The organism is Streptomyces sp. GQFP (assembly GCF_021545335.1).
Taxonomy (GTDB): Bacteria; Actinomycetota; Actinomycetes; order Streptomycetales; family Streptomycetaceae; genus Streptomyces.
The window spans coordinates 3,397,703-3,413,099 of the sequence record NZ_CP089312.1 but is presented as its reverse complement, the minus strand read 5'-3'; the positions used below and the strand labels follow the sequence as shown (position 1 = coordinate 3,413,099).

General features: G+C 70.6%; 15 protein-coding genes. 6 read left to right on the top strand and 9 right to left on the bottom strand.

The window, feature by feature from the left end; translation table 11 throughout:
- Positions 1–4: 4 nt before the first annotated feature.
- Both pstB and LUX31_RS14915 read left to right on the top strand, forming a co-directional pair.
- Positions 5–904: a phosphate ABC transporter ATP-binding protein PstB gene (gene pstB / locus LUX31_RS14920; protein WP_235475282.1), complete on the top strand. Its 900-nt coding sequence runs from the start codon at positions 5–7 to the stop codon at positions 902–904.
- Positions 901–1,659: a hypothetical protein gene (locus LUX31_RS14915; RefSeq protein ID WP_235475281.1), complete on the top strand. Its 759-nt coding sequence runs from the start codon at positions 901–903 to the stop codon at positions 1,657–1,659. Before pstB ends, LUX31_RS14915 begins: the two co-directional genes overlap by 4 nt.
- A 54-nt stretch (positions 1,660–1,713) precedes the next feature.
- Here LUX31_RS14915 and LUX31_RS14910 read toward each other — a convergent pair whose 3' ends face one another.
- From LUX31_RS14910 to LUX31_RS14900, 3 genes are all read right to left on the bottom strand, one after another.
- Entirely contained in the window at positions 1,714–3,348 is a 1,635-nt protein-coding gene (locus LUX31_RS14910) for a phospho-sugar mutase (RefSeq protein ID WP_235475280.1), read from the bottom strand.
- A gap of 245 nt (positions 3,349–3,593) precedes the next feature.
- Complete coding sequence (locus LUX31_RS14905) at positions 3,594–4,418, bottom strand: purine-nucleoside phosphorylase (RefSeq protein WP_235475279.1); 825 nt, start codon at positions 4,416–4,418, stop codon at positions 3,594–3,596.
- 128 nt (positions 4,419–4,546) lie between these two features.
- Positions 4,547–4,984, bottom strand: a complete 438-nt coding sequence (locus LUX31_RS14900; protein WP_235475278.1) for a gamma-glutamylcyclotransferase — start codon at positions 4,982–4,984, stop codon at positions 4,547–4,549.
- 139 nt (positions 4,985–5,123) lie between these two features.
- Between LUX31_RS14900 and LUX31_RS14895 the strand changes: the two genes are divergently transcribed.
- Positions 5,124–6,572 carry an NAD(P)H-quinone dehydrogenase gene (locus LUX31_RS14895; RefSeq protein ID WP_235475277.1) on the top strand — a complete coding sequence of 483 codons (1,449 nt, stop codon included), beginning with the start codon at positions 5,124–5,126 and terminating at the stop codon, positions 6,570–6,572.
- A gap of 180 nt (positions 6,573–6,752) precedes the next feature.
- Complete coding sequence (locus tag LUX31_RS14890) at positions 6,753–7,763, top strand: DeoR/GlpR family DNA-binding transcription regulator (protein WP_268828154.1); 1,011 nt, start codon at positions 6,753–6,755, stop codon at positions 7,761–7,763.
- A gap of 86 nt (positions 7,764–7,849) precedes the next feature.
- On the opposite strand, the gene LUX31_RS14885 is transcribed toward LUX31_RS14890, so the two are convergent.
- Together LUX31_RS14885 and LUX31_RS14880 are read right to left on the bottom strand one after the other, a co-directional pair.
- Complete coding sequence (locus LUX31_RS14885; protein WP_235475276.1) at positions 7,850–8,425, bottom strand: TetR/AcrR family transcriptional regulator; 576 nt, start codon at positions 8,423–8,425, stop codon at positions 7,850–7,852.
- Positions 8,426–8,688: 263 nt separating this feature from the next.
- Positions 8,689–10,461, bottom strand: coding sequence for an acetyl/propionyl/methylcrotonyl-CoA carboxylase subunit alpha (locus tag LUX31_RS14880; RefSeq protein ID WP_235475275.1), 1,773 nt, complete (start codon positions 10,459–10,461; stop codon positions 8,689–8,691).
- Between the two features lie 391 nt (positions 10,462–10,852).
- Between LUX31_RS14880 and LUX31_RS14875 the strand changes: the two genes are divergently transcribed.
- A complete protein-coding gene (locus LUX31_RS14875) occupies positions 10,853–11,389 on the top strand; it encodes a hypothetical protein (protein ID WP_235475274.1) in 537 nt (178 codons plus the stop codon).
- A gap of 9 nt (positions 11,390–11,398) precedes the next feature.
- On the opposite strand, the gene LUX31_RS14870 is transcribed toward LUX31_RS14875, so the two are convergent.
- The 4 genes from LUX31_RS14870 to LUX31_RS14860 form a co-directional block, all read right to left on the bottom strand.
- Entirely contained in the window at positions 11,399–12,019 is a 621-nt protein-coding gene (locus LUX31_RS14870; RefSeq protein ID WP_235475273.1) for a nucleoside triphosphate pyrophosphatase, read from the bottom strand.
- Between the two features lie 59 nt (positions 12,020–12,078).
- On the bottom strand, positions 12,079–12,207 hold the full coding sequence (mmpB, locus tag LUX31_RS37465) for a morphogenic membrane protein MmpB (RefSeq protein WP_268828153.1): 129 nt from the start codon (positions 12,205–12,207) through the stop codon (positions 12,079–12,081).
- 131 nt (positions 12,208–12,338) lie between these two features.
- A complete protein-coding gene (locus LUX31_RS14865; RefSeq protein ID WP_235475272.1) occupies positions 12,339–12,548 on the bottom strand; it encodes an acyl-CoA carboxylase epsilon subunit in 210 nt (69 codons plus the stop codon).
- Positions 12,549–12,577: 29 nt separating this feature from the next.
- On the bottom strand, positions 12,578–14,182 hold the full coding sequence (locus LUX31_RS14860; RefSeq protein ID WP_235475271.1) for an acyl-CoA carboxylase subunit beta: 1,605 nt from the start codon (positions 14,180–14,182) through the stop codon (positions 12,578–12,580).
- 120 nt (positions 14,183–14,302) lie between these two features.
- Here LUX31_RS14860 and LUX31_RS14855 point away from each other — a divergent pair, with 120 nt between their 5' ends.
- Positions 14,303–15,223, top strand: a complete 921-nt coding sequence (locus LUX31_RS14855; RefSeq protein ID WP_235475270.1) for a biotin--[acetyl-CoA-carboxylase] ligase — start codon at positions 14,303–14,305, stop codon at positions 15,221–15,223.
- Positions 15,224–15,397: the final 174 nt, after the last annotated feature.

The window sequence follows — 15,397 nt, the reverse complement described above, 5'->3', positions numbered from 1 at the left end:
CATCATGTCCACCAACACCACCGACACAACCGAGAACGCCGCGGACTCCTCTCCCGAGGACGCGAACCCCGACCTCACCGACACCGTCCTGCAGCCCCGGATCACGGCCGGACAGCTCTCCGGCCAGGGCCCCGCGACCCTGCGCGCCGACTCCGTCTCCGCCTGGTTCGGCGACCACAAGGTCCTCGACCGGGTCTCCCTCACCATGCCCGCGCGCGAGGTCACCGCGCTCATCGGCCCGTCCGGCTGCGGCAAGTCGACGTTCCTGCGCATCCTCAACCGGATGCACGAGCTGATCGCCTCGGCGTCGCTCGGCGGACGCGTCCTCCTCGACGGCGAGGACATCTACGACCGGGGCCGCCGCATCACCCAGGCCCGCCGCCAGGTCGGCATGGTCTTCCAGAAGCCGAACCCCTTCCCGGCCATGTCCATCTACGACAACGTCCTCGCCGGGCTCAAGCTCAACGCCATCAAGGTCTCCCGGGACGGCAGGGACGACCTGGTCGAGGAGTGCCTGACCAAGGCGGGCCTGTGGAAGGAGGTCAAGGACCGGCTGCGCCAGCCCGGCGGCGCGCTCTCCGGCGGCCAGCAGCAACGCCTGTGCATCGCGCGGTCGTTGGCGGTACGCCCCCGGGTGCTCCTCATGGACGAACCGTGCTCGGCACTCGACCCGACCTCGACCCGGCGCATCGAGGAGACCATCGCCGAACTGAAGTCGGAGGTGACCATCGTCATCGTCACCCACAACATGCAGCAGGCCGCCCGGGTCTCCGACACCTGCGCGTTCTTCCTGGCCTCCCAGGGCACACCGGGCGTCATCGTCGAACACGGCGACACCGACGCGATGTTCAACTCCCCGCAGGACGAACGGACTTCGGACTACGTGAACGGGCGTTTCGGATGACGGGACCACTCCTGGCGCGCGCCGCGCGGACCGCCGCAGGGCTGTGCGCGGCGGGCGCCCTGCTCACGGCGTGCACAACGGGCGCCGGTCAAGGGCCTGTTGGACCGCTGGCGGACGGCCCCCGCTCGCCAGCTCCCTCACCGGGCGTCCCACGCGAGGAACGGGCGTCAACACCCGTCGCCCCGCCCGAAGTTCCCACCAGGCCGACCCCCACGACCACCCGCAAGGCGCCCGACCCGAGCAGCACGCCCGCGTCACCCACCCGCCGGACACGCGGCGGCCTCGATCTCTCCCGAAGCCCCAAGCCCGCTCGTACGAAGGCCACTTCGGCGCCGACCCCCACCCCGACCACCCGGCGGAACACGGCGGTGAGCGGCGGCACCCGCCCCACCGGGACGACGATCCGGATCGGCACCTGGACCGAGGACATCGTGCGCGGTGGCCAGGAGGAGGTCGACGCGTGCCGGGACGCCGTGCAGTGGAGCGGCCCGACGCTCGGCACCGAGGACGGCTACAAGATGAGTACGGCCGTCCTGGTCGGCCACGACTACTGCGGCTTCGACCGCTTCGCGACCCTGCCCGTGGGCACCCGCGTCACCGTCAGCTCCCCGCGCGGCACCTGGACGTACAAGGTGTACGCGAACTACCTCACCCCCGGCCGTGGCGCCCCGGCCGCCGGCCTGTACTGGGGCGACCTCACCCTCCAGTCGTGCGTCGGGCCGGACACGGGCTTCAGCTACCTCATGCGCCAGTGAAGCGCCGCGCCCGACCCGTACGGGCACCTCATCGGGGGCGAGTACGGCTACGGCTCAGATACCCGCCGCCGCGGACAGGTCCCGCTTGATCGTCTCCAGCAGGTCGGCCGCCTTCGCCCGGGCCGCCGGGAGGTCCGTGTGCGCGGGCACGGGGATGACGACCTCCAGGTAGCACTTCAGCTTCGGCTCCGTACCGCTGGGGCGGACGATGACCCGGGCACCGTCGAGCGTGTAGCGCAGGCCGTCCGTGGGCGGGAGCGTCTCCGTGCCCTTGGTGAGGTCCTCGGCCTTGGTGATCGCCAGCCCCGCGAGCCGGGTCGGGGGCCGCTCGCGCAGCCGGCGCATGGCGTCGGCGATGACGGACAGATCCTCGACGCGCACCGACAACTGGTCCGTGGAGTGCAGCCCGTGCTCGACGGCGATGTCGTCGAGCAGATCGAGGAGCGTACGGCCCTCCTCCTTCAGCTCGGAGGCGAGTTCCGTGATCAGGAGCGCGGCCGTGATCCCGTCCTTGTCCCGTACGCCGTCCGGGTCCACGCAGTAGCCGAGGGCTTCCTCGTAGCCGTAGCGCAGGCCCTCGACGCGGGCGATCCACTTGAAGCCGGTGAGGGTCTCCTCGTAGGGGAGGTTCGCCTTCTCGGCGATCCGGCCGAGGAGGGAGGAGGAGACGATCGACTCGGCGAAGGTTCCCTGCGCGCCGCGCCGGACCAGATGGGTGGCGAGGAGGGCGCCCACCTCGTCGCCGCGCAGCATGCGCCAGCGGTCGGCCGTCGGTACGGCTGCCGCGCAGCGGTCCGCGTCAGGGTCGTTCGCGATGATCAGATCCGGACTGGTCTCGCGGGCCTTGGCGAAGGCGAGGTCCATCGCGCCGGGCTCTTCCGGGTTGGGGAAGGCGACGGTCGGGAAGTCCGGGTCGGGGCCGGCCTGTTCGGCGACCAGGGTGGGGGCCGGGAAGCCCGCGCGGGCGAAGGCGGCGAGGAGGGTGTCCCGGCCGACGCCGTGCATCGGCGTGTAGACCGTGCGGGCGGTACGGGGGGAGCCGGGGGCGAGGACGGCGTCCGTACGGGCCAGGTAGGCGTTCAGGACGGTGTCGTCGAGGGTTTCCCAGCCGCTCTCCGGGCGCGGTACGTCGTTCAGCGTCCGTACGGCGTCGATCTCGGCGGCGATCTCGGCATCGGTGGGCGGGACGATCTGCGAACCGTCGCCCAGGTACACCTTGTAGCCGTTGTCGCGGGGCGGGTTGTGGCTTGCGGTGACCTCCACGCCCGCGACGGCGCCGAGATGCCTTATGGCGAACGCCAGTACGGGGGTGGGGAGGGGGCGGGGGAGGACGGCCGCCCTGAGTCCCGCGCCGGTCATCACGGCGGCGGTGTCCTGGGCGAAGTCGGCGGACTTGTGGCGGGCGTCGTAGCCGATGACGACGAGGCCGTCGGTCCGGCCCGTGGACTTGAGGTATGCGGCGAGGCCGGCTGCGGCGCGGATGACGACGGAGCGGTTCATGCGCATGGGGCCTGCGCCGAGTTCGCCTCGCAGGCCTGCGGTGCCGAACTGGAGGGTGCCGGTGAAGCGGGCGGTGAGTTCGGGGAGGTCCTGGGCGTCGATGAGCTTGGCGAGTTCGTCGCGGGTTTCCGCGTCGGGGTCCTCGGCCAGCCACGCCTTGGCCCGTGCGATCAGCTCGTCGTCGTGCACGTCGGTGCCTCTCGGTGTGGTGGTGGTGCGGGTGCGTGGTCGGGTGCGGGTCCATTGTTTCTCGCCCCCGCCGCCCCTACCCGTCCCTCCCCCAGAGGGGGGACCCCCATCGGGGGCTCCGCCCCCGAACCCCCGCTCCTCAAACGCCGGAGGGGCTGGGTAGTCAGCCGAGGACAAGGGGGGTCTGGGGCGCAGCCCCCAGGGATGGGAACGGGTAGGGGCGGCGGGGGCGAGGAAAAAAGGGCCTACAGGCGGTCCAGGACCTGGGCCAGCAAGGAGCCCATGCGGGTTGCGCTGTCGCGGCCCGCCTGGAGGACCTCCTCGTGGTTCAACGGTTCCCCCGTCATCCCCGCCGCCAGGTTCGTCACCAGCGAGATGCCCAGGATCTCGGCCCCGGCTTCCCGCGCCGCGATCGCCTCCAGAACCGTCGACATGCCCACCAGGTCCGCCCCGATGACCCGCGCCATCCGGATCTCGGCAGGAGTCTCGTAGTGCGGCCCGGTGAACTGGGCGTACACGCCCTCCTCCAGGCTCGGGTCGATCTCCTTGCACAGGGCCCGCAGCCGAGGCGAGTACAGATCCGTCAGGTCCACGAAGTTCGCGCCGATGATCGGCGACGTCGCCGTGAGGTTGATGTGGTCGCTGATCAGGACCGGCTGCCCGGGACGCATGTCGGCGCGCAGGCCGCCACAGCCGTTGGTCAGGACGATGGTCTTGCACCCGGCGGCCACGGCGGTACGGACACCGTGCGCCACGGACGCGACGCCCCGGCCCTCGTAGTAGTGCGTGCGCCCCAGGAACACCAGCGCGCGCTTGTCGCCGATCCGGTACGAGCGGATCCTGCCGCCGTGGCCCTCGACCGCCGGCGGCGGGAATCCGGGCAGCTCGGTGACCGGGAGGTCGGCCTCGGGGGTGCCCAGGGCGTCCACGGCCGGGGCCCAGCCGGAGCCCATCACGAGGGCGACGTCGTGGGTCTCGGCGCCCGTGAGCTCCCGCAGGCGGGCGGCGGCGGCGTCGGCGGCGGAGTGGGGGTCGCCCTGGATGTCGTCCGGAAGAAGAGATGCGTTCACGCTCAAGAGCGTATCCGGTCGGAGCCTACGCGCGTAGATGACAGAGGTCACGGGATGGCGATCGTTGTCTTGTCGTTTCCAACCAAGGACGGGGGCACCCGCCCGCTGGACCTGCCCGCTCTACCTGCTCAACAGGGACGTTTTCTCAGTTCCATCACATAGTCGTGCGGAGCCCCCGCCGACTCCGCCGCGTCGGCGATCTCGCCCAGGTTCCGGGCCGACGGCAGCCCGCCCTCGTACCCGTTGAGGACGTACACCCACGCCGGCTCCTCGCCCTCCAGCGTGTGGACGCGCAGCCGCATCCGGCGGTAGATGTCGAGGCCCACGCCCTCCCAGCGGTCCAGCGACTCCTCGTCGGGCGGGGCGATGTCGTACAGGGCGACGAAGACCTGCGAGCGCGGGGCCTCCACGATCGTCGGGAGGGCGCCCTCCCAGCCCATGTGCTCGCCGCCGAACGTCAGCCGCCAGCCGGTCAGCCAGCCGGTGGCGCGCAGCGGCGAGTGCGGTGCGCGGCGCGTCATGAGCCGCGCGTCGAGATTGCCGGCGTAGGCGGCGTAGAGCGACATGGGTCGAGAGTACGGCAGCGGACACGGCCGTCACTCCGACAGCACAGGACCCTCCCGCACCCGTACAACCGTGCGCCCGCACCGGTCGCGTACGCCCACACGTGACCCGGGGCGCAGACACCTCGGGGCATGCGGGACAATGGAGCATGTGACTCGGATCGTGATCATTGGTGGCGGACCCGGCGGGTACGAAGCTGCGCTGGTGGCAGCACAGCTCGGCGCGGAGGTGACCGTCGTCGACTGCGACGGTCTGGGCGGGGCGTCGGTGCTCACCGACTGCGTACCGTCGAAGACCCTGATCGCCACGGCCGAGGTGATGACCACCTTCGACTCGTCGTACGAGGAACTGGGGATCATCGTCGCCGACGACACCCCGCCCGAGCAGCAGGCCGCCCGTGTCGTGGGCGTCGACCTCGACAAGGTCAACCGACGGGTCAAGCGGCTCGCCCTCGCCCAGTCGCACGACATCACCGCCTCCGTCACCCGGGCCGGCGCCCGTGTCCTGCGCGGCCGTGCCCGGCTCGACGGCATGCAGGCCATCGACGGCTCCCGGAAGGTCGTCGTACGGGCGGCGGACGGCACCGAGGAGACCCTCGTCGCCGACGCCGTGCTGATCGCAACCGGCGGACACCCGCGCGAGCTGGCCGACGCGCAGCCCGACGGCGAGCGCATCCTCAACTGGACCCAGGTCTACGACCTCACCGAGCTGCCCGAAGAGCTGATCGTGGTCGGGTCCGGTGTCACCGGTGCCGAGTTCGCCGGTGCCTATCAGGCGCTCGGGTCCAAGGTCACCCTCGTGTCGTCGCGCGACCGCGTGCTGCCGGGTGAGGACCCGGACGCCGCCGCCGTCCTCGAAGAGGTCTTCCGGCGCCGTGGCATGAACGTCATGGCCCGCTCCCGCGCCGAGTCCGCCAAGCGCGTCGGCGACCGCGTCGAGGTCACCCTCTCCGACGGGCGTGTCATCACCGGCTCGCACTGTCTGATGGCCGTCGGCGCCATTCCCAACAGTGCCGGCATGGGCCTTGAGGAGGCCGGGGTCAAGCTGCGCGACTCGGGGCACATCTGGACCGACAAGGTGTCCAGGACGACCGCCCCGGGCGTGTACGCCGCCGGTGACGTGACCGGCGTCTTCGCCCTCGCGTCCGTCGCCGCCATGCAGGGCCGCATCGCCATGTACCACTTCCTCGGCGACGCGGTGGCCCCGCTCAACCTGAAGACCGTCTCCTCCAACGTCTTCACCGACCCCGAGATCGCCACCGTCGGCTACACCCAGGCCGACGTCGACGCCGGCAAGATCGACGCCGTGGTCGTCAAGCTCCCGCTGCTGCGCAATCCGCGCGCGAAGATGCAGGGCATCCGCGACGGCTTCGTCAAGCTCATGTGCCGGCCGGGTACGGGGATTGTCGTCGGCGGGTGTGTCGTGTCGCCGCGTGCCTCCGAACTCATCCACCCGATCTCGATCGCGGTCGACAACAATCTGACGGTCGAGCAGATCGCGAACGCGTTCACGGTCTATCCGTCCCTTTCCGGATCGATCGCAGAGGTCGCCCGGCAGCTCCACACGCGCAAGGCGACGGGCGAGGCCTGAGCGTCCGGAGCCGGTGGGGAGCGGAACTTCCCGCTGGTCACGGGGAGTTGCGGCCCATTCGTACGGCATAGGCGGAGCGGATAGGCGCGTATACCACTTCCCGTACCCCCATGCGAACAACTTCTGTTATTCGGCGCAAACTGCTGAAAGCAGACGGTCGTTGGGGTTACTGTCAGTTTCGTGTTCGCTGCAGAACGTCGTCAATTGATCCTCGAAATGGTGCGAGCGAATGGGGCCGTGTCGCTCCGTGAGCTTGCCCGCGTCGTCCAGACCTCCGAAGTGACCGTACGGCGGGACGTGCGCGCACTGGAGGCAGAAGGACTCCTCGACCGCCGGCACGGCGGTGCGGTATTGCCGGGCGGCTTCACGCGGGAGTCCGGCTTTCCGCAGAAATCCCATCTCGCGACCGCCGAGAAGACGGCCATCGCCGACCTCGCCGCGAGCTTCGTCGAAGAGGGCGAGGCCATCGTGGTCGGGGCGGGGACCACCACGCAGGAGCTGGCACGCCGGCTCGCGCGGGTCCCCGGGCTGACCGTCGTCACCAACTCCCTGTTGGTGGCTCAGGCGCTGGCCCACGCAAACCGGGTGGAGGTCGTGATGACCGGCGGCACTCTGCGCGGTTCCAACTACGCCCTGGTCGGCAGTGGCGCCGAGCAGTCCCTGCACGGGCTGCGGGTGTCCAAGGCCTTCCTCTCCGGAAGCGGGCTCACCGCCGAACGCGGACTGTCGACCTCCAACATGCTGTCGGCGTCCGTCGACCGCGCGCTGGTGCAGGCCGCCGCCGAGGTCGTCGTGCTCGCCGATCACACCAAGCTCGGTACGGACACCATGTTCCAGACCGTGCCCACGGACGTGATCACCCGCCTCGTCACGGACGAACCGCCCGTCCACGACGACCGCGCGGGTACGGAACTCCAGGCCCTGGCCGACCAGGGAGTCCAGATCGCCGTCGCCGGATCGTCCGGCTCGGGGAACAGCTCCCAGGCGACCGGACCGGGCGGCGGCGATCAGGTCCCGGCGCGCCAGCAGCGCCGGGACGTGCCGCTTCCCAACCCACGCCGGGGCCAGCTGCCCGGCGGCGCGGCGGGCCATCCGCTGCGCGGCACGATGCTGGGCGAGCAGCCCGGCGGCCCGGGTGAGCGCGAACGGGAACGGGAGCGGGCCCGGGTGGCGGATCTTCGCCGCCGCTGATCCGTCGTCTTACCGGGTCACTGGGTTACTGGGTCACCGGGTTGCTGTCGTATGTCCGGTATCCGGGTTGCCGGCAGTACACCGGCTTATTGCGGTACGGCCTTCAGGCCCCGCAGTGTCAGGGTCAGGAGGCGGTCGGCGAGGCCCGGGTCGTCCGGGGTCTCCTCGGCCGCCAGCGCGATGGCGTTGGTGAGCTGGAGCAGGTCGCCGATGGAGACGTCGGTGCGCAGGGTGCCGGCCTGTTGGGCGCGGGTGAGCAGGGCCGCGCCCGCCGCCCGCATCGGGTTGCTGCACCTGGCAAGCGCCGAGTCGGCGTCGTACGACACCGACATGAGCGCCCGTGCCAGGCCGCGGTACTCACTGGCGTGCGTGACGATCTCGCGCAGCCAGGTGACCAGGGCGGCGCATGGCTCCGGGTCGGTGAGCAGCTCGCGGGAGCGGGCGAGCAGGTCGTTCACCGCGTCCTCGAAGACCGCGCTCATCAGGGCGTGGCGGTTGGGGAAGTGGCGGTAGAGGGTGCCGATGCCTACGCCTGCGCGGCGGGCGACGTCTTCGAGGGAGGTGTCTGTGCCGTGTGCGGCGAAGGCGGCGCGGGCTTCTGTGAGGAGGCGCTCGTAGTTGCGGCGGGCGTCCGCGCGGAGGCCTGCCGGCGGGTGGGCCATGGTTCACCTGCCCTTCGTTTGCTTGGTCCGTGGGTTCAGCATGCCATCCGGTGGTTGTGTGCCGGGTGCGGGCCCGGTGGGGGCTGGTCGCGCAGTTCCCCGCGCCCCTGAAAGACGGGCGCTTGCCCGCACCGTCCGTCTGGAAACGAAGCGCCTGACGGGCCGAAATAAAGGGGCGCTTGCCAGCGCCGGAAGCCTGCAAGTGAAGCGCCCGGTGGGCTGATCGCTCAGTCCGCCGGGCGCCTTTGATGTCGTACCGCTGGTCAGTCCTTGATTTCGCAGATGGGGGCGCCGGAGGTGAGGGAGGCGCCTACCTCTGCTGCTAGGCCCTTGATGGTGCCGGCCTTGTGGGCGTTGAGGGGCTGTTCCATCTTCATGGCCTCCAGGACGACGACCAGGTCGCCCTCCTTGACCTCCTGGCCCTCCTCGACGGCGACCTTGACGATGGTGCCCTGCATCGGGGAGGCGAGGGTGTCGCCCGAGGCCACCGGGCCGGACTTCTTGGCCGCGCGGCGCTTGGGCTTGGCCCCGGCGGCGAGGCCGGTGCGGGCCAGGGACATGCCCAGGGAGGACGGGAGGGAGACCTCCAGGCGCTTGCCGCCGACCTCGACGACGATGGTCTCCCGGTCCGTGTCGTCCTCCGCGTCGGCGTCGGTCGGGGCGGCGAAGGGCTTGATCTCGTTGACGAACTCGGTCTCGATCCAGCGGGTGTGGACCGTGAATGGAGCCTCGGAACCCGTGAGTTCGGGGGCGAAGGCCGGGTCGGCGACGACCGCGCGGTGGAAGGGGATGGCGGTGGCCATGCCCTCGACCTGGAACTCCGCCAGCGCACGGGCGGCGCGCTGGAGGGCCTGCTCGCGGGTGGCGCCGGTGACGATCAGCTTGGCGAGGAGAGAGTCCCACGCGGGGCCGATGACGCTGCCGGACTCGACGCCCGCGTCCAGGCGAACCCCGGGGCCGGACGGCGGGGCGAAGGTGGTCACCGTGCCCGGGGCGGGCAGGAAGCCGCGTCCCGGGTCCTCGCCGTTGATGCGGAACTCGAGGGAATGGCCGCGCAGTTCCGGGTCGCCGTAGCCGAGGTGCTCGCCGTCGGCGATGCGGAACATCTCGCGCACGAGGTCGATGCCGGAGACCTCCTCGGTGACCGGGTGCTCGACCTGGAGGCGGGTGTTGACCTCCAGGAAGGAGATCGTGCCGTCCTGGCCGACGAGGAACTCGACGGTGCCGGCGCCGACGTAGCCGGCCTCCTTCAGGATCGCCTTCGAGGAGGCGTACAGCTCGGCGACCTGGTCCTCGGAGAGGAAGGGTGCCGGGGCCTCCTCCACCAGCTTCTGGTGGCGGCGCTGGAGGGAGCAGTCACGTGTCGAGACGACGACCACGTTGCCGTGGGAGTCGGCCAGGCACTGGGTCTCCACATGCCTCGGTTTGTCGAGGTAGCGCTCGACGAAGCACTCGCCGCGTCCGAAGGCGGCCACCGCCTCGCGGACCGCGGAGTCGTACAGCTCCGGGACCTCTTCGAGGGTGCGGGCGACCTTCAGGCCGCGTCCGCCGCCGCCGAAGGCGGCCTTGATGGCGATGGGCAGGCCGTGCTCCTGGGCGAAGGCGACGACCTCGTCGGATCCGGAGACCGGGTCGGGCGTGCCGGCGACCAGCGGGGCACCGGCGCGCTGGGCGATGTGACGGGCGGCGACCTTGTCGCCGAGGTCGCGGATGGCCTGCGGGGGCGGGCCGATCCAGGTCAGGCCGGCGTCGAGGACGGCCTGGGCGAAGTCGGCGTTCTCCGAGAGGAAGCCGTATCCGGGATGGATCGCGTCCGCCCCGGCGTCCTTGGCGGCTTGCAGCACCTTGGCGATGTCGAGATAGCTGGTCGCCGGGGTGTCACCGCCCAGGGCGAACGCCTCATCCGCGGCGCGGACATGCAGAGCGTCCCGGTCCGGGTCGGCGTACACGGCCACGCTCGCGATTCCGGCATCCCGGCAGGCCCGGGCAACGCGGACAGCGATTTCGCCACGGTTGGCGATGAGCACCTTGCGCACGATTGAGGCTCCCTCCTTGAAACAAGCCGAGTTTAGGGACTGCCGACACGGCGCATCGACCCGTCCCCACTGGTGAGCTTGCCCACACGGAGCGTGATACGAGGCTCGCTCGACCCGCGAAATCCCTTGTCGCACCTACGTACGCAGGACTCCTTGCGGAAACCCTAGCCCCCTGATGTGGTCAAGGTCTCTGTGAGAGCGTGCTGCGGCCCACTCCGTTTCTTTGTGGAATCCCTACGAACGGCCCAATGATTCTTTGCCCGTCGAGCAACCTCGGGCGAACCCTTGTCCGCGCGTTTACCCGTTAGTAGCGTTCACGCTGTACCGAACGTAGTACCAACCGAACGTAGTACTAGCCGCACGCGCGGCAGTCGAAAGTGGGTGGGGGCCAGTGGTCCGCAGACCGGTGGCTTGGATCGTCGCGGTCGTCCTGTTCGTGGAGGCGTTCGGCGTCGCCGCGCTGAACTGGTTCCTGGGGACGGTCGTCGACAACCAGCAGATGTCCCTCGCCGGCCTCGACCCGGACATGATGTCCGTGTCCTCGAAGATCGGCGGCCTGGTCTTCGGCGCCTACTTCGCGCTGTGCGGGGTGGTGGCCCTGCTCGTCGCCCTGCGCGACCGCTCCCCGGCCGGCCTTGGCCGCATCCTGCTGATCAGCGCGGCCGTCGTGCACGCGCTGCTGGGGGCGTTCGCCTGGGGCCTGGTGGGCTGGACGGCGTTCCTGACCATGGTCGTGGTGATGACGCTGGTGGTGCTCCTGCTGATGACGTACGACCAGCAGAACGGCACGGCGGCGGCCCAGGGCCCCGAGGACGGCACGGGCGGCGGTACGGGGGACACGGGCGGTACGGGCGAGAGTGGCTCTCCGGCCAAGGGGAACGGCGGCGGCTCGCCGCTCACACCCCCGCCGACCCCCAGCACACCGTGACCATCGGAGCTACTTCTCCCTGGGCGTCCACAACTCGGTGATCCCGACGCCCAGTTCGGCGAGCAGCCTGCGTACGAGGGGCAGGCTGATGCCGATCACGTTGCCGTGGCCGCCGTCGATGCCGTCGATGAACGGTGCCGAGCGGCCGTCGAGCGTGAACGCCCCGGCGACATGGAGGGGCTCGCCGGAGGCGACGTACGCGGCGATCTCCTCGTCGGTCGGCTCGCCGAACCGCACGACCGTGGACGCCGTGGCCGACACATGGCGGTTGTTCGCCGTGTCCCAGACGCAGTGGCCCGTCTGGAGCGTGCCCGCCCGGCCGCGCATCGACTTCCAGCGGGCGGTGGCCTCCTCGGCGTCGGCGGGCTTTCCGTACGCCTCGCCGTCCAGGTCGAGGACGGAGTCGCAGCCGATCACCAGCGCGCCCCGCACCTCGGGCTTCGCGGCCACCACGGAGGCCTTCGCCTCGGCGAGGGCGAGGGCCAGTTCGGCGGGGGTCGGCGCCGTCACGGCGTCCTCGTCGAAGCCGCTGACGATCACCTCGGGGTCCAGTCCGGCCTGCCTGAGCAGGTTGAGCCGGGCGGGTGACTGGGAGGCGAGCACGAGGCGGCGGCGTGGCTGATCGGTCATGCGGTCAGGGTATCGGCGTGCGCCTCCGGCGAGGGGCGGGGCTTCGGTGAGCGGCAGGTCTACAGCACCCCGAGCACGATCATCGCGAGCAGCATGGCCAGGGCCATGAGAAACCCGAGCCGCCGAAGCATCTGCTGCGCTTCGCGCAGTTCCTTCGGCGGCTCGTTCTCAGGGTCGGACCACAACATGCCATCCAGCGTGACGCTCCGCGGGTTGGGGCGCCTGAGTACGCGTACTTAACTTGCGGCTGCGATGTGGGTTGTTTGCTGCGGGCCCGGTGGGGGCTGGTCGCGCAGTTCCCCGCGCCCCTTTGGGGCGCTCAGCTCGGCCAGTACGTGCGGGTCCATGATGTCGGGCTCGGTTGGGGGATGTGGTGGGCCGCGATCCTTGCCGGGTCCGACCACGCGTCCCTTGTTCGCGGTGCGCCGGGGGCCGTGGTGGACGCTGCCACGGCTCGGGCTCGGACCACTGCCAGGGCGGCGGCCAGCTCCTCGGGGGTCGGGTTGCCCCGTATGACCTTGATGTTCACAACGGCTCCTGAACGGCGGTCGAGACGGTCTAGAGGGGGATGTTGCCGTGCTTCTTCGGGGGCAGGGACTCGCGCTTCGTGCGGAGCTGGCGCAGGCCCCGTACGACGTGGCGGCGGGTGTCGGACGGGAGGATAACCGCGTCGACGTAGCCGCGTTCGGCCGCGATGTAGGGGTTGAGGAGGGTGTCCTCGTACTCCTGGATCAGACGGGCGCGGACCACGTCCAGCTCCTCCCCGTTGGCCTCCGCCTCGGCGATCGTGCGGCGGTGCAGGATGTTGACCGCGCCCTGGGCGCCCATGACGGCGATCTGGGCGGTCGGCCAGGCCAGGTTGAGGTCGGCACCCAGGTGCTTGGAGCCCATGACGTCGTAGGCGCCGCCGAAGGCCTTGCGGGTGATGACCGTGATGAGCGGGACCGTGGCCTCCGCGTAGGCGTAGATGAGCTTGGCGCCGCGCCGGATGATGCCGTCGTGCTCCTGGTCGACGCCCGGGAGGAAGCCGGGGACGTCCACGAAGGTGAGGACCGGGACGTTGAAGGCGTCGCAGGTGCGTACGAAGCGGGCGGCCTTCTCGCTCGCCGCGATGTCGAGGCAACCCGCGAACTGCATCGGCTGGTTGGCGACGACGCCGACCGGACGGCCCTCCACCCGGCCGAAGCCGGTGAGGATGTTGGGCGCGAACAGGGACTGCGTCTCGAAGAACTCGGCGTCGTCCAGGACGTGTTCGATCACCGTGTGCATGTCGTACGGCTGGTTCGCGCTGTCCGGGATCAGGACGTCCAGCTCGCGGTCCTCGTCCGTGACGGCGAGGTCCGCCTCCTCGGGGAACAGCGGGGGCTCGCTGAGGTTGTTGGACGGCAGGTACGACAGCAGCTGCTTGACGTACTCGATGGCGTCCTTCTCGTCGCCGGCCATGTGATGGGCCACGCCGGAGGCGGAGTTGTGGGTCCTGGCCCCGCCCAGCTCCTCCATGCCGACGTCCTCGCCGGTGACCGTCTTGATGACGTCGGGGCCGGTGATGAACATGTGCGAGGTCTGGTCGACCATGACCGTGAAGTCGGTGATGGCCGGGGAGTAGACCGCGCCGCCGGCGCAAGGGCCGACGACGAGGCTGATCTGCGGGATGACACCGCTCGCGTGGGTGTTGCGGCGGAAGATCTCGCCGTACGCGCCGAGCGACGCGACACCCTCCTGGATGCGGGCGCCGCCCGAGTCGTTGATGCCGATGACCGGGCAGCCGGTCTTCAGCGCGAAGTCCATGACCTTGACGATCTTCTGGCCGTACACCTCGCCGAGAGCGCCGCCGAACACGGTGAAGTCCTGGGAGAACACGGCGATCGGACGGCCGTCGACGGTCCCGTAGCCGGTGACGACACCGTCGCCGTACGGGCGGTTGTTCTCCAGGCCGAAGTTGGTCGAGCGATGCGTGGCGAACTCGTCCAGCTCGACGAACGAGTCGTCGTCGAGGAGGAGTTCGATGCGCTCACGGGCCGTCAGTTTGCCCTTGGCGTGCTGCTTCTCGACAGCGCGTTCCGATCCGGCGTGCGTCGCCGCGTCGACGCGGCGCTGCAGGTCCGCGAGCTTGCCAGCGGTGGTGTGGATGTCGATCTGCTGCGGCTTTACCGGCTCGGCCATCGGGATGTGGCTCCCTGCAAAGAGTGACGTGCTCAGAAGGGGGATTGGCTACTCATCCGTAGCGTAGTGGGGTGCCTACCCATCGGCAGTGCGGCGTTTACCACATCTAGTGTGGCTTGCATGACGCCGCGAGATGACTCAGAGGGTTCAGCAGGATCAGAGGGTTCAGCAGGATCAGCAGGTTCAGAGGGTTCAGCAGGAAACGACGGGCGCTGGTCCGATCTCGACCGGCCGCCGCTCGGCGCCGGTGCGCTGCGGCGGGCGCTGGTCCGGGAGGGCGGGCTCTGGTCCGGGGTCGAGGTGGTTCGCAGTACGGGGTCCACGAACGCCGATCTCGTCGCCCTCGCGAGTGCGGGCAAGGCGGAGGAGGGGTTCGTCCTGGTCGCCGAGGAGCAGACCGCCGGGCGCGGGCGGCTCGACCGGCAGTGGACGGCGCCCGCCCGCTCCGGGCTGTTCTTCTCCGTGCTGCTGAAGCCGACGGAGGTGCCGGTGGCCCGCTGGGGCTGGCTGCCGCTGCTGACCGGGGTCGCGGTGGCGACGGGGCTGTCGCGGGCCGCGGGCGTCGATACGTCACTCAAATGGCCCAATGACCTGCTGGTGAGCGTGGGGGGCGCGGAGCGCAAGGCTGGCGGGATCCTCGCGGAGCGGGCCGGTGCGGACGCGGTGGTGATCGGCATCGGCATCAACGTCACCCTGCGCGAGGACGAGCTGCCGGTGCCGACGGCTGGGTCGCTGGCGTTGGCGGGGGCCGTGGGGACGGACCGGGATCCGTTGCTGCGGGCGGTGCTGCGGTCGTTGGAGCAGTGGTATGTGCGGTGGCGGGCGGTGGAGGGGGATCCGGTGTTGTCGGGGCTGCAGGAGACGTATGCGGCGGGGTGCGCGACGTTGGGGCGGACTGTGCGGGCGGAGTTGCCGGGGGAGAGGTCTGTGGTGGGGGAGGCGGTTGCTGTGGACGGGGACGGGCGGTTGGTGCTGGCTACGGGGGAGGGGGTGCAGGAGCCGGTGGGGGCGGGGGATGTGGTGCATCTGCGGCCGGCGTGAGGTGTGTTCTCGCCCCCGCCGCCCCTACCCGTCCCATCCTTCTGGGGCTCCGCCCCAGACCCCGCTCCTCAAACGCCGGAGGGGCTGAAATGCCCAGGCATATCCAGCCCGTCCGGCGTTTGAGGACGAGCGCGTTCAGCGCGACAAGGGGGGTCTGGGGGCGCAGCCCCCAGG